Source organism: Octadecabacter arcticus 238 (assembly GCF_000155735.2).
Classification (GTDB): Bacteria; Pseudomonadota; Alphaproteobacteria; order Rhodobacterales; family Rhodobacteraceae; genus Octadecabacter; species Octadecabacter arcticus.
On record NC_020908.1, the window covers coordinates 1,413,654 to 1,435,545 of the forward strand.

At 56.0% G+C, this 21,892-nt stretch carries 18 protein-coding genes and 5 pseudogenes; 11 read left to right on the top strand and 12 right to left on the bottom strand.

The genetic code is table 11. The features are described from left to right. Positions 1-27: 27 nt before the first annotated feature. Positions 28-2,082 (bottom strand): ASKHA domain-containing protein, encoded by a 2,055-nt coding sequence (locus OA238_RS07410; protein WP_015494709.1) that lies wholly within the window; start codon positions 2,080-2,082, stop codon positions 28-30. 197 nt (positions 2,083-2,279) lie between these two features. On the opposite strand from OA238_RS07410, the gene guaB reads away from it, so the two are divergent. Then, the gene (gene guaB, locus OA238_RS07415; RefSeq protein WP_044038073.1) at positions 2,280-3,728 is read left to right on the top strand and encodes an IMP dehydrogenase; all 1,449 of its coding nucleotides are present in this window, start codon (positions 2,280-2,282) and stop codon (positions 3,726-3,728) included. A 492-nt stretch (positions 3,729-4,220) separates the two neighbouring features. On the opposite strand, the gene OA238_RS07420 is transcribed toward guaB, so the two are convergent. Next, a complete protein-coding gene (locus tag OA238_RS07420) occupies positions 4,221-4,895 on the bottom strand; it encodes a PAS domain S-box protein (RefSeq protein WP_051076419.1) in 675 nt (224 codons plus the stop codon). An 80-nt stretch (positions 4,896-4,975) separates the two neighbouring features. Between OA238_RS07420 and OA238_RS07425 the strand changes: the two are divergent. Continuing rightward, a pseudogene (locus tag OA238_RS07425) lies at positions 4,976-5,338 on the top strand (IS5 family transposase); the annotation flags it as partial. 48 nt (positions 5,339-5,386) lie between these two features. Here the strand turns inward: OA238_RS07425 and OA238_RS31540 are convergent. From OA238_RS31540 to OA238_RS33585, 3 genes and pseudogenes are all read right to left on the bottom strand, one after another. Continuing rightward, a pseudogene (locus tag OA238_RS31540) lies at positions 5,387-5,512 on the bottom strand (IS3 family transposase); the annotation flags it as partial. Between the two features lie 142 nt (positions 5,513-5,654). Continuing rightward, positions 5,655-6,833, bottom strand: a pseudogene (tnpC, locus tag OA238_RS07430) (IS66 family transposase); the annotation flags it as partial. Between the two features lie 15 nt (positions 6,834-6,848). After that, complete coding sequence (locus OA238_RS33585) at positions 6,849-7,070, bottom strand: DUF6444 domain-containing protein (protein ID WP_015495645.1); 222 nt, start codon at positions 7,068-7,070, stop codon at positions 6,849-6,851. 126 nt (positions 7,071-7,196) lie between these two features. Between OA238_RS33585 and OA238_RS07435 the strand changes: the two are divergent. Beyond that, positions 7,197-7,454, top strand: a pseudogene (locus tag OA238_RS07435) (transposase); the annotation flags it as partial. A 362-nt stretch (positions 7,455-7,816) separates the two neighbouring features. Here OA238_RS07435 and OA238_RS07445 read toward each other — a convergent pair. Continuing rightward, a complete protein-coding gene (locus OA238_RS07445; RefSeq protein ID WP_015494715.1) occupies positions 7,817-8,431 on the bottom strand; it encodes a TetR/AcrR family transcriptional regulator in 615 nt (204 codons plus the stop codon). Between the two features lie 91 nt (positions 8,432-8,522). On the opposite strand from OA238_RS07445, the gene OA238_RS07450 reads away from it, so the two are divergent. From OA238_RS07450 to OA238_RS31550, 3 genes and pseudogenes are all read left to right on the top strand, one after another. After that, the gene (locus tag OA238_RS07450) at positions 8,523-10,568 is read left to right on the top strand and encodes an NADH:flavin oxidoreductase (RefSeq protein WP_044038079.1); all 2,046 of its coding nucleotides are present in this window, start codon (positions 8,523-8,525) and stop codon (positions 10,566-10,568) included. 3 nt (positions 10,569-10,571) lie between these two features. Then, positions 10,572-11,615, top strand: coding sequence for a trans-3-hydroxy-L-proline dehydratase (locus OA238_RS07455; RefSeq protein WP_015494717.1), 1,044 nt, complete (start codon positions 10,572-10,574; stop codon positions 11,613-11,615). 247 nt (positions 11,616-11,862) lie between these two features. After that, positions 11,863-12,101: pseudogene (locus OA238_RS31550) on the top strand (amino acid synthesis family protein). Here the strand turns inward: OA238_RS31550 and OA238_RS07460 are convergent. After that, the gene (locus OA238_RS07460) at positions 12,098-13,108 is read right to left on the bottom strand and encodes a zinc-binding alcohol dehydrogenase family protein (protein ID WP_015494718.1); all 1,011 of its coding nucleotides are present in this window, start codon (positions 13,106-13,108) and stop codon (positions 12,098-12,100) included. The pseudogene OA238_RS31550 and the gene OA238_RS07460 overlap by 4 nt on opposite strands. A 276-nt stretch (positions 13,109-13,384) precedes the next feature. Between OA238_RS07460 and OA238_RS07465 the strand changes: the two genes are divergently transcribed. Further along, positions 13,385-14,668: an IS256-like element ISOan3 family transposase gene (locus OA238_RS07465; RefSeq protein ID WP_015494719.1), complete on the top strand. Its 1,284-nt coding sequence runs from the start codon at positions 13,385-13,387 to the stop codon at positions 14,666-14,668. Between the two features lie 60 nt (positions 14,669-14,728). Here the strand turns inward: OA238_RS07465 and OA238_RS07470 are convergent, their stop codons facing one another. The 5 genes from OA238_RS07470 to OA238_RS07490 form a co-directional block, all read right to left on the bottom strand. Continuing rightward, positions 14,729-15,883: a sensor histidine kinase gene (locus OA238_RS07470; protein WP_015494720.1), complete on the bottom strand. Its 1,155-nt coding sequence runs from the start codon at positions 15,881-15,883 to the stop codon at positions 14,729-14,731. A 147-nt stretch (positions 15,884-16,030) separates the two neighbouring features. Further along, positions 16,031-17,200, bottom strand: coding sequence for an ISAs1-like element ISOan1 family transposase (locus OA238_RS07475; protein WP_083906669.1), 1,170 nt, complete (start codon positions 17,198-17,200; stop codon positions 16,031-16,033). A 122-nt stretch (positions 17,201-17,322) separates the two neighbouring features. Further along, complete coding sequence (locus tag OA238_RS07480; protein ID WP_015494722.1) at positions 17,323-17,988, bottom strand: response regulator transcription factor; 666 nt, start codon at positions 17,986-17,988, stop codon at positions 17,323-17,325. Continuing rightward, on the bottom strand, positions 17,989-18,528 hold the full coding sequence (locus tag OA238_RS31555; RefSeq protein WP_144055856.1) for a PepSY domain-containing protein: 540 nt from the start codon (positions 18,526-18,528) through the stop codon (positions 17,989-17,991). Beyond that, entirely contained in the window at positions 18,525-19,784 is a 1,260-nt protein-coding gene (locus OA238_RS07490) for a PqqD family protein (RefSeq protein ID WP_044036452.1), read from the bottom strand. Before OA238_RS07490 ends, OA238_RS31555 begins: the two co-directional genes overlap by 4 nt. A 107-nt stretch (positions 19,785-19,891) precedes the next feature. Here OA238_RS07490 and OA238_RS32595 point away from each other — a divergent pair, with 107 nt between their 5' ends. The 4 genes from OA238_RS32595 (at position 19,892) to tnpB (ending at position 21,852) form a co-directional block, all read left to right on the top strand. Continuing rightward, the gene (locus tag OA238_RS32595) at positions 19,892-20,122 is read left to right on the top strand and encodes a hypothetical protein (protein WP_015494725.1); all 231 of its coding nucleotides are present in this window, start codon (positions 19,892-19,894) and stop codon (positions 20,120-20,122) included. A gap of 270 nt (positions 20,123-20,392) precedes the next feature. Beyond that, positions 20,393-20,983, top strand: coding sequence for a PepSY-associated TM helix domain-containing protein (locus OA238_RS07500; RefSeq protein WP_015494726.1), 591 nt, complete (start codon positions 20,393-20,395; stop codon positions 20,981-20,983). Positions 20,984-21,139: 156 nt separating this feature from the next. After that, positions 21,140-21,508 (top strand): transposase, encoded by a 369-nt coding sequence (locus OA238_RS07505; RefSeq protein ID WP_015494727.1) that lies wholly within the window; start codon positions 21,140-21,142, stop codon positions 21,506-21,508. Further along, the gene (tnpB, locus tag OA238_RS07510) at positions 21,505-21,852 is read left to right on the top strand and encodes an IS66 family insertion sequence element accessory protein TnpB (RefSeq protein ID WP_015494728.1); all 348 of its coding nucleotides are present in this window, start codon (positions 21,505-21,507) and stop codon (positions 21,850-21,852) included. The genes OA238_RS07505 and tnpB overlap by 4 nt, the downstream gene beginning before the upstream one ends. Positions 21,853-21,892 lie beyond the last annotated feature (40 nt).

Here is a 21,892-nt window from a genome sequence, read left to right on the forward strand (position 1 = left end):
GTGATCGGCACATTCAGTTTGGGCAGCTCAGCTTGCGCGGCGTCGCCTGCGCCCACCACCATCGCCGCTGCCTTGAGTGTTAAACAAGGCATCTGGCAGCGGTGCAATTGACCGCAGGATCGTGAACGGGTCCGTCGCATGTGGTATGGCATTGGCGTTAACGAAGTGTTCTTGGAATTTTGGTTCAATCGCGGTTTCAACTTTGATGATCTTTCGCACCGTCACTTCTATCGCGGCGCGTGCGGCGACGGAACACAGTGCGATGCGCGCGCCCGTACCAGCGGCGTTGCCCGCCGAGGTCACTTTGTCGAGCGGGACGTCAGGGATCATACCCAGTACCATCGCGTGTTTGGGTGAGATGTGCGCGCCAAACGCGCCCGCCAAAACCACACGTTCCACCGTGTCGGTGCCCATCTCGTCCATCAGCAAACGTGCCCCCGCATAGAGCGCGGATTTCGCCAGCTGGATCGCGCGGATGTCGGTCTGGGTGACGGTGATCATTGGCCCATCATCCGCCGTACCGTCGTAGATTACATAGGAATGCGTGCGCCCCTCGAGGATACAGCGCGCCGTTCCAGTTTGCGCGGGCGACCCGATCAGACCTTTAGAGTCCAGCAATCCCGCCATGCGCATTTCGGCCACGGCTTCGATGATACCCGAACCACAGATGCCAGTAACGCCTGTTGTGGCGATCGCCGCATCAAAGCCTGCCTCATCCGACCAGATGTCACTGCCAATAACCTGAAAACGCGGCTCTTTGGTCGTAGTGTTGATTTCGATCCGTTCAATCGCACCGGGTGCTGCGCGCTGGCCGCTGCTGATTTGCGCGCCCTCAAATGCGGGACCTGTTGGCGACGAACAGGCGAGGACTTTGGTCTTGTTGCCAAGCAGCAGTTCCGCGTTGGTGCCAACGTCCACAATAAGGGTCAGTTCATCTTGCTGGTCGGGCGCTTCTGACAGCGCCACTGCGGCGGCGTCCGCCCCAACGTGGCCCGCGATACAGGGCAGAATGAAAATTCGCGCGGCGGGGTTCATGCAAGACAGTTCCAGATCGCCCGCATGCAAGGACAAGGATTTCGACGTCGCCAGCGCAAAGGGCGCTTGGCCAAGCTCGACCGGATCAATCCCGAGCAACAGGTGGTGCATGACCGGATTACACACGAACACGGCTTCCATGATTTGATTTGGCTGAATTTCGGCTTCAGCCGACAGGGTGTTGGTCAGCGCGTTTAGGGCCATGCGCACGGACGTGGTCATTTCAACATCCCCACCGGGGTTCATCATCGAATAGCTGACGCGGCTCATCAGGTCTTCGCCAAACCGGATTTGTGGGTTCATGATGCCTGACGATGCTGCGACTTCGCCGGTACGTAGATCGGTCAGGTGGGCGGCAATGGTGGTGGACCCAAGGTCAATGGCCAGCCCGAAAAGCCGCGTTTCATCATAACCCGGTGCAATGTCGAGGATACGGTGCTCCGTGTCTTGATGGCCTTTGTGCAGCGTGACGGTGCAAGTCCATTTGCCTTTGCGCAGAACAGGTTGAAGTTTGCGCAACACAGACATGCCAGCGGTGATGCCGTCGATGTCCCATTGTTCCTTCAGGGCTGTGCCCAAACGTTCTAGATCGCCCGTGGGCGTGTGCATGTCGGGTTCTGCAACTTCGACATAATAGGTGCGCACGGCTGGATCCATGATCATGACGCGGGCTGACGCTGCCTTGCGTACGACTTGGCGGTGGACCTGCGATTCCGGTGGCACGTCTATAACGATGTCGCCCTGAACGGTTGCCTGACAGCCGAGACGACGGCCATTGATCAGGCCGCGTTTGTCTTTGTACCGTTGTTCAACCGAATTCCAGTCCGACAGGGCGGTGTCACTTGACGTGAGCCCGTGTTTTGAAAATTCGCCGAAACTTGGCTGGATCTGGCATTTGCTGCAAATTCCGCGCCCGCCGCAGACGGAGTCCAGATCGACGCCCAGCTTGCGGGCCGCGGTCAAGATTGGTGTTCCTGTCGCGAAATGGCCGCGTTTGCCGGAGGGAGTAAAAACGACCATATGGTCTTTTGTGGGATCAGTGCTCATGGTCGGTCAGCCTTTTGATTTTCGTTGATAATAGCGGGGCGCAATGGGCAATGCAGCCGCTATCCGTCGTCTTTATGTTCAGGAACGTCATGAGGTTGATTTGTGGGACGTGACTGCGGGGCCAAATGACCCTTTCCCTGCACGTCAATCCATGCGAAAGGACCATGCCTAACGACGCCATGCTCAGGAGAGACGCAATGGAGATTCGCGAGGCCTTCACTTTTGATGATGTGTTGCTGGTTCCGGGGGCATCAAGTGTCCTGCCGAGCACCGCAGACACCCGCACGCGGGTGACGCAGACGATCCGTCTGAATATACCGTTGTTAAGTTCTGCAATGGACACCGTGACCGAAGCCCGCATGGCGATTGCCATGGCGCAGGCCGGCGGCATGGGGGTGATCCACAAGAACCTGACTGTGGACGAGCAAGCCCGCGAAGTGCGCCGTGTGAAACGGTTTGAATCAGGCATCGTCTATAACCCCGTCACACTGCGCCCTGATCAAACCTTGGCCGACGCAAAGGCGCTGATCGAACGCTATAATTTCACCGGATTTCCGGTTGTGGATGAAAAGGGCCGTGTGATGGGCATCGTAACGAACCGCGACATGCGGTTTGCGACGTCTGATGACCAGCCTGTGTCGACAATGATGACGTCCAATGATCTCGCGATTATGCGCGAGCCCGCGGATCGCGATGATGCGATTTCAATGATGAAGTCAAAGCGCCTCGAAAAGTTACTGGTGACGGATTCCAATGGCGTTCTGACAGGTCTGTTGACCCTGAAAGACACCGAGCAGGCTGTTTTGAACCCGACGGCCTGTAAGGACGATCTGGGACGGTTGCGCGTGGCGGCAGCGACGTCTGTGGGCGACAGTGGGTTTGAACGCACCGAAGCGCTGATTGATTCCGGCGTTGATATCGTGGTGATCGACACAGCGCACGGTCATTCGGCTGGAGTCATCGAAGCGGTGAAACGCGCCAAGGCATTGGGTGGTGGCATCCAGATCATCGCCGGAAACGTCGCAACTGGGGATGCAACGCGCGCCTTGATTGATGCTGGCGCGGATGCTGTGAAGGTCGGCATTGGACCGGGATCGATTTGCACCACGCGCATGGTTGCCGGTGTTGGCGTGCCACAGCTGACGGCCATCATGGACTGTGCCAAGGCCGCGGGAGATGTGCCGATTATTGCCGATGGTGGCATCAAGTTTTCGGGTGATTTCGCCAAGGCCATAGCGGCGGGTGCGTCCTGCGCGATGGTCGGATCAATGATTGCCGGAACAGATGAATCCCCCGGAGAAGTTATTTTATATCAAGGCCGTAGCTTCAAGAGCTACCGTGGAATGGGCTCCCTTGGTGCCATGGCAAGTGGGTCGGCAGACCGTTATTTTCAGAAAGACGCCGCGTCCGACAAACTTGTGCCCGAAGGCATCGAAGGGCAGGTTGCCTACAAGGGCAGTGCGGCCGCAGTGGTGCACCAGATGGTCGGCGGACTGCGCGCCGCGATGGGCTATACGGGCTGTGCTACTGTGCCAGAGATGCGCAACAATTGCACGTTTGTTAAGATCACCGGCGCGGGGCTGCGGGAAAGCCATGTGCATGATGTCCAGATCACGCGCGAGTCGCCAAACTATCGCATGGGTTAACCCGATGATAATATGATGAAATTCTGCTTTTAACTTCGCCGGGGCGTGAGTTTTCAGTGGAGAACAAAGGTTGAACTGGACAGAACATTCCTAGAACTGGACACTGCATCAGTAATCCAACTGATGCAAAAAAGGATAGTCGAGCCTTTAGACTGATGAAAAACTGCCCCCGATGAATCAGGCACCGGAGCAAGAAATAATGACGGGCGGAACCAAATCTACACTGTCGTCCAGCCTGCCGATTGCGATAGTTGTGGTGCGGCCTATGGCGACGAAAAACTTTCATGTCTGATCGGATTGGAGCGTGAAACATCCGCTTTGCCAAATCTCGTTCGCAGTGCTAATCCAAGGCTTCGCAATTTAGCTGGAACTCGTCATCGATTGTCTGAGTTTCAATGCTTCGGCTGCCAAGTCCTCAAGCCGGGATTATGGATGGCGGAACCATTGTCATCGAGGGTTAAGTGGAAGACATAATAGTCCGTATCCCAAAGCTCATACCGAAGAAGGCCGTTGATCAGTTTCAGTCGTTATGGGTTCGGATTCAACGGGTTTCAGATTGCCTTTGCGGGCAAAAATCATGAGCCGCGTCGTCAAATCAGCACCCAGTTTGGCGGAATCAAGCGCGTCTTTGATGAGGGGCATCTGGCGGTCATCGGCCCCCCGAATTTCCAGCAATTCCAGATTGCCAATGATAACGGTCAGCAAGTTGTTGAAATCATGGGCGATCCCACCCGTCATCTGACCAGTGGCGTCAAGCCGCTGCGAACGGGCCAGCGCGTCCTCAGTTACCTTTCGATTGGTCAGGTCGTGCATGATAGCCACGAACAATCTTTGCCCGTCTACTTCGGCGTTACCGACCGATAGGTGCAGTGGAAATACGGTCCCATCTTTCCGCAACCCCTCGACGTCTCGCCCGATCCCAATAATGCGGCGTTGTCCTGTTTCGATGTGGTGCGCGATGTACCCGTTGTGGTGATCCGCCATGTTTGTTGGCATCAGAATTCTGACATTCTGTCCGACCAGTTCAGCAAGTTCGTGCTGGAACAATTTTGTCGCGGCATCATTGGAACGCAGAATTGTGCCGTCTTTATCAGAAACGATCATGCCGTCGACAGCTGCCGCAAGGATCGAATCTAGTAATGCGCTATCTCTTAATGCACCGATCATACGAAGGTCCTTTGCCGACAGACTGCCAAACGCTGCGCCTTGGGCGCAAGTCTCAATTGATAAGTGGCAACTACGGTACAGATTCCAGCGGTCGCCCGGTCCGCTTGTTTATCACTGCAGGTCAGGTGAGCGATTATACTGGCGCTGCTGCCCGAATGAATGGCCTGCCTGAAGCCGAGCGGCTCCTTGCTGACAGAGGGTATGATGCTGACTGGTTCCGCGAAACCCTTGTAGACAAGGGCACAAAGCCCTGCATCCCCGGACGCAAGTCACGCAAGAAGGCCGCTAAATACGACAAGCGCCGTTACAAACGACGCAACCGTATCGAGAGAATGCTCGGAAGGCTCAAAGATCGGCGCCGCGTCGCAACTCGCTACGACAGATCACCAACAGTCTTCCTCTCCGCAATCGCTATCGCCGCAACCGTCATATTCTGGTTATGAGTCCTGATCCTAGCCTTGTCACGTTTACGTTCCGGTCTCTGAACTCATTTATCCGGCCTTTCTTTCGAATGCCAAGGGGCTTTTGCCGCCTAGCGATGAGTGGCGGCGGCGCGGGTTATAGAACCCATTGCTATACTGGAAGATCGCGCCTTCTGCATGACGACGTGTGTCCCAACGGACTGCTTAAGATGAGGTGCCCCTAGATTTGTAGACGCTTTGCTTGGTAATTTTGGAACCAAGGAGAGACGGATGTGAACAAGGGAGGTAACTCCCAAGGACCCCATCGGATATCGGGTTTTGTGTTGCCCTTGCGACGTTAGAGCCGAGCGATGATCTGTTGTGGTGATAGGGTGAGTGTTTCGAGGATATTGCCCCCGTGTTTTCTGACCGTCGAGATGACGGATTTGATGTCAGCGAAGACCTGCGCGCCCTCGAGGGTGCGGAAAGTTCCCGAGATTTTCATGCGCAACTTCATCATGCGCAGGTCCCGTTCGGCCTGATTGTTGGTGAAGGGAACTGTGAAGTCCGTAAGGAACCTTAGGACGTCATCACGGTAGTCGCGCAAGCGGACCAGAAGGTTATGGCCTGGCCGCCTGGCTTTTCGGCCTCGCGCACCAGTGCGTCTAGCCAGTGGGTCTTGTCGCTCATGGAAGGCGAGGCCCTCGGTGAGGATCGCCATGTATTTGGTGAGGATGCCGTGGTGAACCGACGTGGGGAGTTCGGTCTCGCCTCGCCCCTGAGCCGCGCACTTGAGCTGATTGGCGCTGTTGAGCAGCACGCTCATCGCGCACGCCCACGGCTCCTTTTCGATTTCTTCGATGGCCTTGAGTTCCCGTAAATGATGCGCCCCGCACAGGGCGTGCGCGTCCACCCCACTCATATGGGCGTAATAGGACTTCCAGTGGTCATGAACAATTGTCCCGCCGGTCAGGAAGGATGGAACAGCACCGCGCTTGGCGCTGATGCGATAATGCGTGAAGGCGAGATCGCTGATTGAGTGCAGCCAGTGCAGCTTACCAGCAACACGAAGTCCGGTCTCATCCAGATGCCGAACGCCGCCTTCATTGAGCCGGGCCAGAATGTGTTCGACGACGCCACCCAAGGTACGCGCTGTGCCGTTCACCCAGTTGGTCACGCTGGCCGCGCATAGGCTGGTGGCACCAAACAAATCACGCAGGAGTTGGCAGACCCGATCCTCGGGGATCAGCTGCTGAACATTGCAGTAGACCGCCGCCGCCCGAATGCGCTTACCGTATTGCACGTGTGCATTCACGCCATCGGGAAAGGTGGCTGTCGTCGTGGCTCGGCAATGGCCACAACAATAAATCGCTGCCTGATGCTCTGTGACCTCCAGACGCGGCACCGGTATGTCATAAACCTGACGCCTCTCCACCGCCTTGATCATCCCAGCCGTCAAGCCATGCTGACAGGTGCCACAGGCCTCAGCCTCATGTCGCTCCACAAAGTCAGGCGTTGCTGTCTGACGTAGGGTGTCGCCTCGGTGGCCAACTTAACCACCACTTTTCTTACCGGACTTACCACGCAGGCTACGCGGTACCGGCTTCTTCAACCCATCACTCGAAGGCGGCTTGCTGCTATTACTGCTGTTCTTGGCCAACTGACGCCGCAGATCCGCATTCTCTTGCGCCATGCTCGCCAACGCGGCTTCCAACTCGGCGATCCTGCGCAGAGCCGTGGCGAGGAGTTGTTCAAGAGCAGTAACTTGGTCCATTCCACCAATGATTCAGAGAAATCGTCACAGCGCCACGAAATTCAGACCACAACAGAAAATTCATGCGCCTAATAACCAAGGAGACTCACATCAAAACTGACAAAAACCCGTTATCGGCTGGGATGCTTGGGAGTTACCAAGGGAGTTTGGTTTACAGATGAGTTTAAGCGGGACGCTGTGGCACAGGTTGTCGAGCGTGGATACGCGGTCAGCGAGGTTGCTGAACGGCTCGGGATCAGCACCAAGTCGCTGTACACGTGGAAGGCGCAGTTTGCGAAGTCACCGCATGAAAGAGCCGAGGTTTTAGACCAAGCTGCTGAGATAAGGCGGTTGAAGCGGGAACTGGCGCGGGTGACAGAGGAGCGCACAATCCTAAAAAAGGCGACCACGTACTTCGTGCGAGAATCTCAGTGAGGTACCAACCCATCCGAATACGAACAAAGCAGGACCTTAAAGATGAACAACGGGCGAACATGTGGGGTGGCGCTGCCCTCCGAAGGTAGAGGCCGCAGGTTCGAATCCAGTATGGTTCACCACTTCCAAGTTTTTTGTGTGAAACGGCATTGCGCCATGTGGCGGCTGACGCGAAACAGCTGAAGCGCTTGCGTGTCACATGTTGAGCAGCTTTGACATGGCTGCATCGACTTGGTCGGCAAAAATATTGATGTGCGTTTGATTGTTGCGCCCGACAATTATCTGCCGTGGCGTGAGTGGCAGAAGGCATATTAGTCGCGCTATGGGCGAGATCAGCGGTGCCGGTCTAGAAACGCATCTTTTTCCGACGGGCTTGGCGGCGCGCCTGCAAATATTTCAACGTATTGGCAGCCGGCGATTGCGCGTTGCAGGCGGGGCTCGGACACATGCATCGAATAATATCCGGTCTGGGTCAAAATCACGGTCAGTGCGCGATAATGGGCGGCGTCGCCGGTTTTGCCGAACCGCGCAAACAGGGCTTTGACAGCTGTTAGTCGAGCGTCGTCAGATTGCGCGACTAGGGTTTGTAGGCGCGCGTCGTTTCGCGCCCAGTTTCGGATCGCGAGATCGAGGGGTGCATCAAACAGGTCATTGTCGATCCAACAATCAATCAGGTAAAAGAGTGCGGCGCACAGGCTTTGCGCAGGTGTCGCGCAGCGTTCGATGATGATGCCAGTGTTGCGGGTCCGCCAAATGTCGATGATCGCATCATGAAGGTCTGACAGGTCTTTGAAATGCCAATAAAAACCCGTGCGCGTCAGGTTGAGGGTTTTGGCGAGCGGCATGATCTTTACCGCCTCGATCCCGTCATTGACGAAGGCGGTATAGGCGGCGTCAATCCATGTCTCGCGGCTGGCGCGGTTCTTTTGGGGGGCAACCTTTTTCATAGGGATGTTTCTAAAGGACTTGACAGGTGTGTCAATTCTGGAAACGGTTGACCTGACACATATGTCAGTCATTAGCGCCAAGGATGCCTCGATGTCCACCGATCCATTGCTACAGCCCTTCCAACTCAAACACCTCACACTGCGCAACCGCATCATGACCACCAGTCATGAACCCGCCTATCCACAAGACGGCATGCCCAAAGAACGCTACGCCGCCTATCACGCGGAACGCGCCAAGGCGGGTGTCGCGCTTGCGATGACGGCGGGATCTGCTGCTGTGAGCCGCGACAGCCCGCCTGTGTTCAACAACATCTTGGCCTATAAGGACGAAGTCGTGCCGTGGATTCAGAACCTGACGGATGCGGTGCACGAACATGAGTGCGCTGTCATGATCCAGCTGACCCATCTGGGGCGGCGGACCAATTGGAATAAGGGGGATTGGTTGCCGTCTGTGTCGTCTTCCAAGCACCGCGAACCGGCGCACCACGCGTTTCCCAAGCTGATTGAGGATTGGGACATTGACCGGATCATCAGCGACTTTGCCGATGCCGCCCAGCGCATGCAATCGGGCGGCATGGACGGGATTGAATTGCAGGTTTACGGGCACCTACTGGATCAATTCTGGTCGCCGTTGACCAATGATCTGGTGGGGCCTTACGGGGCCGATACGCTTGAGAACCGCATGCGGTTTCCGATGGATGTTGTCGCGGCGATCCGCAAGCGCGTTGGCGCGGACTTCATTGTCGGTCTGCGCTATACGGCCGACGAGGCGCAAAAGGGCGGCATCACGCCCGATGAGGGATTGGCGATTTCCAAACGCATTGCCGCAACGGGACAGATTGATTTTCTGAACGTCATCAAGGGCCGCATCCACACCGACCCCGCGATGACCGACTTGATCCCCATTCAAGGGATGAAATCTGCCCCTCACCTTGATTTTGCGGGTGAAGTGCGCCGCGCCACGGGGATGCCGACATTCCATGCCGCCCGCATCCCCGATGTGGCGACCGCGCGCCATGCTGTGCAAGCGGGCATGCTGGATATGGTCGGGATGACCCGCGCGCATATGGCGGACCCCCATATCGTGCGCAAAATCATTGAGGGGCGCGAGGAGGATATTCGCCCCTGCGTTGGTGCGACATACTGCCTTGACCGGATCTATCAGGCGGGCGACGCGCTGTGCATTCATAACGCCGCCACCGGACGTGAACTGACCATGCCCCATGACATGACAAAGGCGCAAACGCCAAAGAAGGTCGTGATCATCGGTGCTGGTCCAGCGGGCCTTGAGGCCGCACGTGTGGCGGCAGAGCGCGGGCACGCCGTAACCGTGTTCGAGGCAGCAGCTGAGGCAGGTGGGCAGATACGCCTGACCGCGCGCTCGCCGCGCCGCCGCGAGATGATCGGGATCATCGATTGGCGCATGGCACAATGTGCCGCACGCGATGTGACGTTCCATTTCAACACCTGGGCTGAGGCAGGCGATGTCACCGCCCTGAACCCCGACGTTGTCATTGTCGCAACTGGCGGCATGCCGAACTTGGAACTGTTTGAACAAAACGGTGAGCAGGCGCATGTGGTGTCTTCTTGGGATATCATTTCGGGCGACGTAAAGCCTGCGGGCAAGGTATTGATCTATGACGAAAGCGGCGATCACCCCGCCTTGCAAGCCGCTGAGATTGCGGCGAATGCCGGTGCCTCGGTTGAGATCATGACGCCGGACCGCACGTTCTCGCCTGATGTGATGGCGATGAATTTGGTGCCTTATATGCGGTCGTTGCAGGACAAGGACGTCACCTTTACGGTGACCCGCCGCCTGATGGGTGTCGCGCGCAGCGGCAACACGTTGACCGCGACGATTGGCACCGATTACAGCGATCACACCTACGACGTGCAGGTCGATCAGGTCGTGGTGAATTACGGAACCTTGCCGTTGGATGAATTGTATTTCAACCTTAAGCCCATCGCGTCTAATATGGGCGAGGTCGATTATGACGCGTTGATTGCAGGCGATCCGCAGACTGTGACACGCAACGAAAACGGCACGTTCCAATTGTTTCGCATTGGTGATGCGGTGTCAGCACGCAATACTCATGCGGCAATTTATGACGCCTTGCGTCTGGTAAAGGATATCTGAGCGATGCGCAGCAGCAAAACCATTCACGTTGTATCGTGCCATGCCGAAGGCGAAGTCGGCGATGTCATCGTTGGCGGCGTCGCCCCACCACCGGGCAAGACCCTGTGGGAGCAGCGCACGTGGATCGCGAACGATCAGACCCTGCGCAATTTCATGCTGAATGAGCCGCGCGGCGGTGTGTTTCGCCATGTGAACCTGCTGGTGCCGCCAATCCATCCAGAGGCGCAGATGGGCTGGATCATCATGGAACCAGAGGATACGCCGCCGATGTCCGGCTCTAATTCGATCTGCGTTTCAACCGTGCTGCTCGACAGCGGGATCATTCCGATGACAGAGCCGGTGACCGAGATGGTGCTAGAGGCCCCCGGTGGTTTGGTGCGCGTGAGGGCTGAATGCCGAAACGGCAAGGCAGAACGGATCACAGTGCGCAATTTGCCATCCTTTGCGGGTGAGATGGGCGTGCCTTTGAACGTCAAAGGGATTGGCCAGATCACTGTCGATACGGCCTTTGGCGGCGACAGTTTTGTTGTGGTTGATGCGGCGGCCCTCGGGTTCGATCTGGTCGCATCCGAGGCCAAGGCGCTGGCTGATCTGGGCGTGGCGATTACCAACGCGGCCAACGCGCAACTGACCTTTCACCACCCAAGCAATCCGGACTGGAAGCACTTTTCATTTTGCCTGTTTGCCGGACCAATTACGCGGGACGGCAGCCACCTGACGACCTCCGCAGCCGTTGCAATTCAACCGGGCAAGATTGACCGATCCCCAACGGGCACCGCAGCCTCAGCGCGCATGGCGCTGTTGCATGCGCGCGGCGACATGCAGGTGGGCGAAACGTTCACCGTGCGATCAATCATCAACTCTGAATTCCACGGCCGGATTGCGCAAACCACCACTTTGGGGGACATCCCCGCGATCTTACCCGAAATCACTGGGCGTGCGTGGATCACGGGCACCCATCAACACATGCTCGACCCCGATGACCCGTGGCCCGAGGGCTACCGCCTCAGCGACACTTGGCCCGATTTGAAGGACCGCTCGGACTGACGCGTCTGAACATCCCGTAACTGTCGCAGGACGATCTGACCGGATTGCAGCCCAGCACCGCGCAGTTAATTGACAAGATCGAACGTATCATTCGTGGACGCGTGGACGGCACCACAGGCAGGCACTACGATGCCCGTTGATCCGCGCTTGCGATGGTGTCCCGTATTTTAAAGCAGGGGGCGATCAATAAGACCTGCCGCTCTTAGTCAACGTTGGGGCGGACCTTGGTCACTCTCTGTCAGACGAGCTGGAGGAAATTCTGGATGGACCGCCGATCAGCTACGTTAAGGCCGCACTCGTTGGTTTGTCAGGTGCGATGGAGCACGGCGCGGCCGTGCTCCATCGCAAGTTTGGCAAACCTGTGCGCACACATTGACCTTGTGGGTCCCCGATGCGCCACGCGCGAGCGAGATTGTGCTTTGCATTGGCATGTCAGGCGGAACACGCGCCAATCCAAGGGTCGGCAAAGGCCCGAAAGGTGCCTAGAAGCCTTCGACGACGATCTTGCCTTTCGCCTTGCCGGTTTCAACGAGCCGATGTGCTTCACGCATGTTGGCAGCATTAATCGGCGTCAGCACCTGCGACACAGTTGTGCGAATGCGCCCTGCATCGATTTCTTTGGCGACATGAGACAGCAGTTTGTGTTGCTCAATCATATCGGGCGTCTTGTGCATGGGGCGCGCGAACATGAATTCCCAATGAAGGCTCGCCGCTTTCATCTTCATTCCGGCCATTGGCATCGGCGAGTCCGTACCATCAATAGAGACGATGCCGCCCTGTGGCCGGATCAGTTCAACTGCCGCATCCCAATGGCGCATGTCGTTGAAGACCGCGATATGATCGACGTGATGCATGCCAAGTGCGCGCACCTGTACCACTATATCTTCGCCGTGGCTGATCACATGATCTGCGCCCAGATCTTGTACCCACGCGCTCGTCTCTGGCCGCGATGCCGTCGCGATGACGACCAACCCAGCCTGCTTGGCAAGCTGGATGCCGATAGACCCTACACCGCCGGCGGCGCCGATGATCAAGATCGTCTGGCCCTTGTCGGCGCCATCACGATCAATGCCCAAGCGATCGAAAAACGCCTCATAGGCGGTGATCGTTGTCAATGGAAGGGCGGCGGCTTCTGCGTGGGACAGTGAGGTTGGTTTGTGGCCGACGATGCGCTCGTCAACCAAATGAAATTCTTGGTTGGTACCGGAGCGCGTGATGTCGCCCGCATAATAGACCGCGTCGCCAGCTTTGAACAACGTCACATCAGGCCCAACGGCCTCGACGACACCAGACGCATCATAGCCGATAACACGCGGGCTTGGCTCGACCGTGTCCTTGGGCGCGCGCACTTTTGTGTCGACAGGGTTCACCGCAACCGCTTTGACGCCGACCAGAATATCGTGGCCTTGCGGCCTTGGCGTTTCGAGCGTCACATCAAGAAACGCATTTGGATTTTCGATCGGTAGATACTGGGTGAGAGCGACGGCTTTCATGCAATTTTTCCTCAAATGTTGTGTCCGATAGGCGGGCGGGATTGTTTGATGGCTAAGTCTCACTTAACGGCCAATATCGCAAGTCCGCACAAAGGACGGTCTCCTCGTTTTGGTCCCCGTAAGCCGACGGTCTATGTGTAAAAGGAATTTGGATCCAAACACCCTGAGCGCGCTTTTAGGGAATGTCCCGAAGAATGTTGAAATTTTAATTTAGGGTGGCGTTGCTTCCCCTGAGCCGTAGGCTCTGGGTGTTTAATCGCAAAAGGAAGCAACACCATGAAGAAGACTATCACAGCAAGCGCTGGACTTGCCAGCGCGTCGAATGTTCATCAACTCGTGGAAACAGCCTGGGACAAAGTTGGCGAGAGCTTCGAGCAGTTCTGCCTGACGGCGGGCGTCGCCAGTCTGGTTCAGATGTTTGGTGAGGACGCAGATACGCTGGCGGGTGGCCGATACGAGCATTGCACTGACAAGCCTGGCCACAGATGGGGCACCGCGAAAGGTCAGGTTGGGTTCCATGGTGGGAAGATTGAGCTGGAGCGCGCCCGTGTGCGCGATAAAGTGACCGGTAAAGAGATTGTCCTGCCGAGCTGGGAAGAGGCCTCCTCGGGTGGCTTCCTTGAACAATGGGAAATGAGCCTAATGTTGATGAATGTTTCCACCCGTAAGTATGACCGAGCTGTACGGCTGCCCGAAGCGAAGGTGCCTAATAAGGCAGGGAGCGGGCTGTCCAGGTCAGCAGTTTCGCGTCGCTTCAAAGCACTCACCCAAGCGCGCCTGGATGAGTGGATGTCATCTGATCTATCGGAGCTTGACCTTGTAGCGATCCAGATCGACGGGCTGCATTTGGACGATCATTTGTTGGTGCTTGCGGCCGTGGGTGTGGAGGTTTCAGGCGAAAAGCACCCTCTGGGCGTCATTGAAGGGGCGACCGAGAACGCCGCGACGGTTCAGGCGCTTTTGGACAATCTGATAGAGCGTGGGCTCGATCCAGCGGGCTGCTATTTGTTCATCGTAGATGGGGCTAAGGCACTGACCAAGGCAATTCGGCGCACATTTGGTGCCGATATTCCCATCCAAAGATGCCAGATACACAAGGCCCGCAACATAACTGACAGGCTTCCTCCAAAGCTGCACGCCTCCGTACGCCGCGCGCTGAAGCAAGCATGGGAGCTTGATGATGCCGACAAAGCCGAGCGGTTGATGCGGAATCTTGCCCAGCGACTAGAGCTTGAGGCTCCGGACGTTTCAAAGTCGATCCTTGAGGGCCTAGACGAAATTCTAACTGTTGTTAGGTTGGGGCTACCTGTGGAATTGAGACGCTCATTGGCCAGCACCAACATCATTGAATCTATGAACAGCGTGATCCGACAGGTCTGTCGAAACGTCAAACGCTGGCGCGATGCAAAAATGGCGCTGCGCTGGACAGGGGCTGGTATGCTGGAAGCCGCGAAAGGCTTCCGCCGCCTAAAGGCCTACAAGCAACTCCCCATTCTCAAGCAAGCTTTGCTAGATCATCGCAATACCGTAACGCTTGACCAAATCAAGGACGTCGCCTAACCATCAATCAAGCAGCGCCACTCGCCCGATTTTCAACATCGTACGGGACATCCCCCGCTTTTACGACCCCCACTCTAGTCGGGCATTCAGGCCACCGTCGGGCAGATTGCTGAGGATTAGGTCCACGTCGCGCTGCGCCACCATATCCTGCACAATGGACAGGCCAAGGCCATGTCCGGGAACGGTTTCATCCAGCCGCTTGCCGCGCCGCATGACTGACGCAAGCTCAGCCTCGGAGATCCCCGGGCCGTTATCGCTCACCTGAATAAATCCACGGATCGCGGTCCCTCCTGCGGAGATCGCAATTTTATCACCAGTCCATTTCGTAGCGTTGTCGATCAGGTTCCCCAACAATTCTGTCAGAGCGAATTCGTCAAAAGGGCACACGGCGTGCGGTGCGATATCCATCGTCCACGCCACGTCATCGCCACCGACGCGTCTTTGAAAGGCTTGCACCAATTTTCGCAAAACGGGTCCAGTTTTGCACTGCACAACTTGCCCGCTCATTTGATCGCGCGTTCTTGCCAGTTCTCGTTCCACCAGATGCTGTGTGCTGGTGACTTGATAGTCGATCTCGTCGGGAATGGTCGACACATCGCCACCCGACCGAAGGTCTTGTGCAAGCGCGCGCATCACGGTGAGGGGGGTTTTCAGGCCGTGGGCCAATGTGCTGGCGCGCGCGCGCGCAGTTTCGACGGCTTGTTCTTGGCTCTCAAGAAGATCGTTCACTTCTTTAACAAGTGGTGCGACCTCAGCCGCGCAATCCGTTGACAGCCTTTGGCCCGGTTTGGTTTTCACCAAATTAACCTCGGCTTTAACTTTATCGAGCGGCTTTAGGCCAATGCGGACAGTAAACCATGAGGCGAGCACCAAGAAAGTACCAAGCAACGCCAATGCCATCGTCACACTGCGTCGAAAACTTGAAATCGGCGCTTCGACGCTGGTTTGATCGATCGCGACGGCCACGAGTAACTCCCGTGCTTCGCCTTCATGTTCCAGTGTGATCCGCCAACTCCCCGTGAGGTAAACTTCGCCGTCCGATCCTACAATTGTTGCAAACGCCAGCTTGCCGCGCTCTGCGGGGGGCTCCAAATCAAGTGGCTGTGCCCAATAAGATGCGGACAACACCGGCGCGCCATTCTCTTGTGTGACTTGCCAATAATATCCGCTCAGGGGTTGGGAAAAGCGCGGATCGCCCAATTCCCCGACAGTCAATTGCCCGTCAACATCGAGCTGCGTCTGACTGGTCAGCGTGACAACCCAAGCATCTAACTCGCTATGAATGCGTTCCTCGAAATAATTGCGAAAGAGCTGATTGAGGACCAGAGCGGTCGCGAGAAGGGCAGGGGAATCGCATGAGATTTAGGTGTTAATTATTTCGGCGAGGAAATCATCATCCCATGATGCAATGTGGCGCTTTGATCGCAGGCTATGCTTCCCCTTTACGGAGCGCAGCATGTTGCTTGCAGCGTGTTTTATGGTCGTAAAATTCGCTGGAGCATTGCCTTTTCGGATACGGCATTCATCGTCGCGAAACACCATGTCCATGACCCAATGCAGCCCGTTTTCTATTCCCCAGTGGTCACGGATGGCTTTGGCGTGATGTTCAGCATCTGATGTCATTGATGAAATGTAATAGCGGGTTTCGGCGCGCGTTTTATCCTGCAGGATGGCGTGGTACTGGACCATAACGATGCTTTTCAAACCGGGCCAATTGTGGTCCGCTTTAAGCCAGTCAATATCCGTGCACACTGTGACCCTCCTTGTTTCGATACGGCCATGAGACTTCTCTACCGTTTCGTGGTAAGTGACTGTTGTGTCGTCATAATCTACGGCCGCCTGTTCCGTCATGAATAATTCTGTGTCCTTGCGTAGGCTGCCCTGATTACCCTTCAAAGCGAGGATGTAGTCTGCTTCTTTGGAGATGATCTTCGCGGCGATTTCGCGTTGGCATCCCATAGCGTCGATGGTGACAATAGCCCCCTTCAGGGTGAGCAGTTCCAACAGTTCTGGTATGGCCGTTATCTCGTTGGACTTGCCGTCCACCTGCCGTTGCGCCAGCGTCAGATTCCATTCCGAACTCCAGGCCGAGATCATGTGAATTGCGGCCTTGCCGCCAGCTTTATCCAGGCTGCGGCGAGAGGTTTTCCCATCAATCGCGACCACTCCAGTCACCGTCTTGTTAAGGGAGGCCACCCAGTCGATAAAACAGGCCTGAAACGCCTCGGCATCCAAGGCCGCAAAGATGTTTCCAAGTTGGTCATGGGACGGTGTCCCGTCTGCAAAAGGTAGAAAACGCTTCAAAAAGCCCAGTTTCTTGGTCCCATATATCGAGATGGCCGTCCAGTCATTGGCACCTGACAAAACAGCGCATAGGGTTAAGAGGAGTATTTCCGGCAAAGGGTAAGTCACTTTAACCTCTTGACGTGAATCGCTTATATCTGAAAAATGCGTAAGAAATTCAATGGGATGGATCTCAGGTGAACTTGGGGTTGGCATGGCATATGACCTCGTTAAAACAGTAAAGATCACCCATCGAATCAGCCTCTACAACATTTGTCGACATCGTTATTGTTCATGCGATTGCCTTGCGAGAAGGGCGATGATCGTTGACAAAGCAGACGTGATCAAAAGTCGGAGGCTGAGAGATGACGTCAAACTTTTGCCTCGGCAATAACGTATCCAAAGCCGCGCTTTGTCTCGATCAGGTCTGACCCGAGTTTGCGCCGCAGCCGACCAATCAGAACTTCGATTGCATTGCTGTCGGGTTCTTGGTCGCGAAAATAGATGTTTTCTGCCAAGACACTTTGGGCGACGACCTCGCCTTTGTGGTGCAACAGATAGCTCAGCAGTCGAAATTCCAGCGGGGTAACTTTAATCCGCCGCCCCTCGAGTGTGATCCGCATTTGCAGCAGGTCGAGTTGTAAACCGCCGACGCTTAGCGCTGTCATTTTTTGTGTCGACGTGCGTCGTAAAAGTGCGCGCAGCCGCGCGAGCAGTTCTTCCATCTGGAACGGTTTCACCATGTAGTCGTCAGCGCCTGCGTCAATGCCCTCCACGCGCTCGTTCCAACTGCTTTTTGCACTCAGCAGCATGACGGGAAAATTTACCCCCTCTTTGCGCCAGTTGCGCAACACGCTGATCCCGTCCATCCGCGGCAGCCCAATATCAAGGATGGCTGCTGAATAACTTTCAGTGCCGCCTTTTTCCCATCCGTCTTCACCGTCACTGGCGATTTCGGCGATGTAGCCTTCGCTTTGCAGGACGTCTGCGATCAGGTCGGCGATCCGCGCCTCGTCTTCAACAATAAGAATGCGCATTCAACAGGCCCCTATGCCAAGTGTTGCGCCAGTTAACGCATCAACCGTCACAGTTTGAACCGAGCCGGTCTCCGTGACCATGCGGATTAAATATGCCCTGTTGTTGCCTGCCACAGTGAACCTGACGCGGATCATCTGACCGGGGTGTCGGCGCTGCACGATCCCGAAGATTTCGCGCAGAGGTTTCGCGTCGCCGCGGGCCACGGCGTCATTGGCGCGTGTCATGTTGCGCCGACTGATTGTGATGCCTTCACTGCCGCTGGGGGCGCTGCATCCACCTGCTGATTGATCCTGCTGGTCTCGGTCCGTCGACGAGTTATTGCCCGGTCCAGAAGGAGAGCTCGGTGGCGACGCAGGACTTGCGGCTGAGGGTGCGCTTGCCGGTGAGGCGGCAGAGGGTGATGAGGGGGCGCTTGGCGCCGAGGCCGCCTGTGCGCTGCTCAATTGGGTTAAGATCGGGTTGCAATACACAGCCCCGACCGCAAGGCCCAGTCGGGCAAGTGCCGCGCGCCGTGTGAGTGTTGTGTTCGAACTGCTCATCCGACTTTCTCCTCAAGTGAGCATGCTGGCACGATGAGATGGCTTTGGACAAACTGTTGCAAGGTCTTTGCGCAATCTGTCTTGATCCGCGTCGTGCACTCATCAGGGAACGCCACTGACAATAGGTCCGTGATCTCGACCAAGTTCATGTGCTCTTCGAGAATGGACCAAATGACGCTTGATCCGGGGTTGAGGCGATGAATACCAAGGCCATGACCGTCAGAGACATAAAGCTGTTCGTCGACGCAGGCTTGGATGGTTCCGTGTGCCCGTTGATAGGTGAGTTCGGGATCAAAGACGGGTTGCTCGTTCTGCATGGCGGAAATAAGTGCCACAGATTGCGATGGCAGCGCGTGCAATGGCACGTAGGTCACAGGTTTAGGCCATGAAAGGAATTGAAGTTCCAGAAAGTCCGCAGCCTGTTCTGCATCGCTATAGTTTAAGCGGTAGCGGGCGGCGGATTGGGTGACGGCGTGGCTCGCCATCAGAATCCTGCCAGAATGTGCCAAGCGCGCGAAATTCTGCGTAATAAGGTCATCAAGCAAATCGACCGATGAAATATCGTGCAGGTTTGGGTCTTTGTCATCGTCTTGTCGATCAAGCACGACGATGGCGCCAATTGGCAACATGGACCCACGCGCGGCGAGTGAACTGATCGCGAGGTAGCCATATTGCGCGTTTTCAAACGCTGCGCAGCGATCGACCCAACTGCGAAAGTCGTCGCTGAAGCTGTCGGGCAGCGGTAAACGCAGCCGAGGATTTATCCCGTTGGCGACCCCAAACATAGCCCCCTTATCGTCGATCTGAACGGGCAGAAAATCGTCGGTAAAGACGCGGTAGCCACGCTGGGCTAACACCGCTGTCAAAGTGCTTTTGCCGCTGCGCCGCCTGTTGGGAAACAACACAAGGCGGCCCCTGAATTCAACTGCAGCACAATGCAGACACAACCACGACGGATTGGACTGGATTTGCGCCCATGCAAGCGCCACGACCATTTCGCAAACAGCATTGACCGCGTCCCAGCGACGCGCTGGTTGGTCTGGGTCCCCAGTTTGGCACAGATAAGTGTCTGGACCATCACCCGTGATCGTCATGCACGGGGCAGGGGCGCAGTTTTCTTGCGTCAAAGTGAACGGCCAAGACGGTAAAACCTGTTCTAAAACAGGCAAAAGCGCCTCTGCGTTCTTTAACAGAACGGGCGCATCTAGGCCAGAAAACAGGACGTTCTGGTCGCCGTTTGGAGAGACTTTCAACATTTGGTCTACCGTAGAATAAAGAGCGCGTTCAAAAAAGGCCCCGTGACCCCGCATCGCGTCGTGAGGCCACGGGTTTGGAATTTTAAACCGTACAGAAATCTGGATTGGTGCTGTCTGTAACTGTCGCATCACAATCATCTGAGTTTGATGCACCGCTTGGCCCAGACGAACTGGATGGGCCACTGCTTGCAGACGGCCCACTGCTTGCAGACGGTGCGCTGCTTGCAGACGGCGCGCTGGCCGCAGACGCTGCACTGGCCGCAGACGCTGCACTGGCCGCTGATGCTGCGCTAGCTGCGTGTGCCATACTGATCGTGGTCATCGCAGGCACGGTATAGGCGACGACGGCGAGGCCGCCAATCTTTGTCAGCATGCGACGGCGGGAGAGGGACTTGCTGTTTTCGTCAGTCATGGGATTTCCTTTTGGCTTTGCGTTCGAGTTTCATGCGCTTGATCTGACGACGCCAGAAAAGCACCTCGGGAATTTTCATAGCCGATGCCAACTATTGATTGGCTTAAGCGCCTTGTCAGCGTTTTGTCAGGTTCGTTGGCCTATGCATGCCATTATCTTGAATGCAGGCGCATTTTGACTGCGAAAGGCCATTCCATTGCGGATATTTCAGCCACCCGAACGCACCTTGAAGACCCTCCACAGTTGGCTTGGCATTTTGATCCTGCCATGGATTCTCGTTATTGGAATGACGGGGCTTTACCTCAATCATTGGCAGTTCGTGAACCGCGTGCTGACACAGGCAAGCTATGATGAATCCCAGTTCGACCGCTGGCCCAACCCAGTGGAGCAAAATCTGGAGGATACAATTCTACTGGCCCAAACCCTTTGGCCGGATAGCAGCGTTCGAAATGTTGAATTTACCAATTACCACGACAGAGAGGCTTCGACATTAACGGCAGGCCGAACTCAGTTGATCGTTGATCTTGCAACGGGGCATTATTGGCTCAAAACGCAGTTCAGACGAAGAACCTACACCCCCGAAGGAACGCTGCTGCACACGAAAACCTACTGGGGCGCGTTGTTCAAATCAATTCATGAATACGGCTGGTTTGATCGTCGATTTGGCACATGGCTGGCCGACATTACGGCGAGCGCAATGGTCCTGTTCGGTTTGAGCGGCATCTACCTTTTTACCGCACCACGCTTGCGTCGCCGTAAAAACAGACGCGCGCGAATGGGTGCTTAGTTGTTTGATCCCACGGTTTGATGGTGTGATCTGTTCTTTGGAATGGAAGGACGCATTATGGTAAACATACAGGGAACCCCCTCTTTTTTTGGCATGATCTAAGGTGCGATTATTGCGCGAAGCTGGCGATATGGCTGGCGCGATATGAGGATTTTGATGATGAACAAGACTAGGCGTGGCCGAGGTTCCAAATACACGGATGATTTCAAGCGACAGCTTGTAGCGGAAAGCCACACTGCTGGCGTGAGTGTTCCAATGGTTGCCAAGAAGCACGGTGTGGGCACCAACCGGATTTATGCATGGCGCAGCGATGGGCGGTTTCAGCCTGACAAATCAGATATAGGCCAGTTCACCCCCGTAGAGATTGCCGATGCGGGTATGGTGGACACGCCTGCGTCATCCGGCACCAGCATCTTACCTGTCCCCCATATTGAGATCACACTTGAGAACGGTCGCAAGCTGAGCGTGAGCGACGGGGTTGATGCTGGCTTTGTGCTGGAACTGGCGCGAGGACTTGCAGCATGATCCCTGTTTTGGGGGATGCGAAGATCTGGCTTGCCGCAGGAGTTACGGATATGCGGCGCGGCTTCAACGGGCTGGCGGCGCAGACCGCGCAGGTTCTTGCAGCTGACCCTTACGCGGGGCATCTATTTTTGTTCCGTGGCCGTCGTGGCGATCAGATCAAGATGATCTGGTGGGATGGTCAGGGCGCGTGCCTGTTTACCAAACGGCTTGAACGTGGACGGTTCGTATGGCCCTCAGTCAAGGAAGGTAAAGTCAGCCTAAGCCGCGCACAGCTTGCGATGCTGATGGAAGGCATAGACTGGCGTATTCTCAAGAAGACATGGCGTCCAAGTATGGTTGGATAGCTGTATGTTTTATAGGACTTCTTGCCTTTGTGGGATTCCC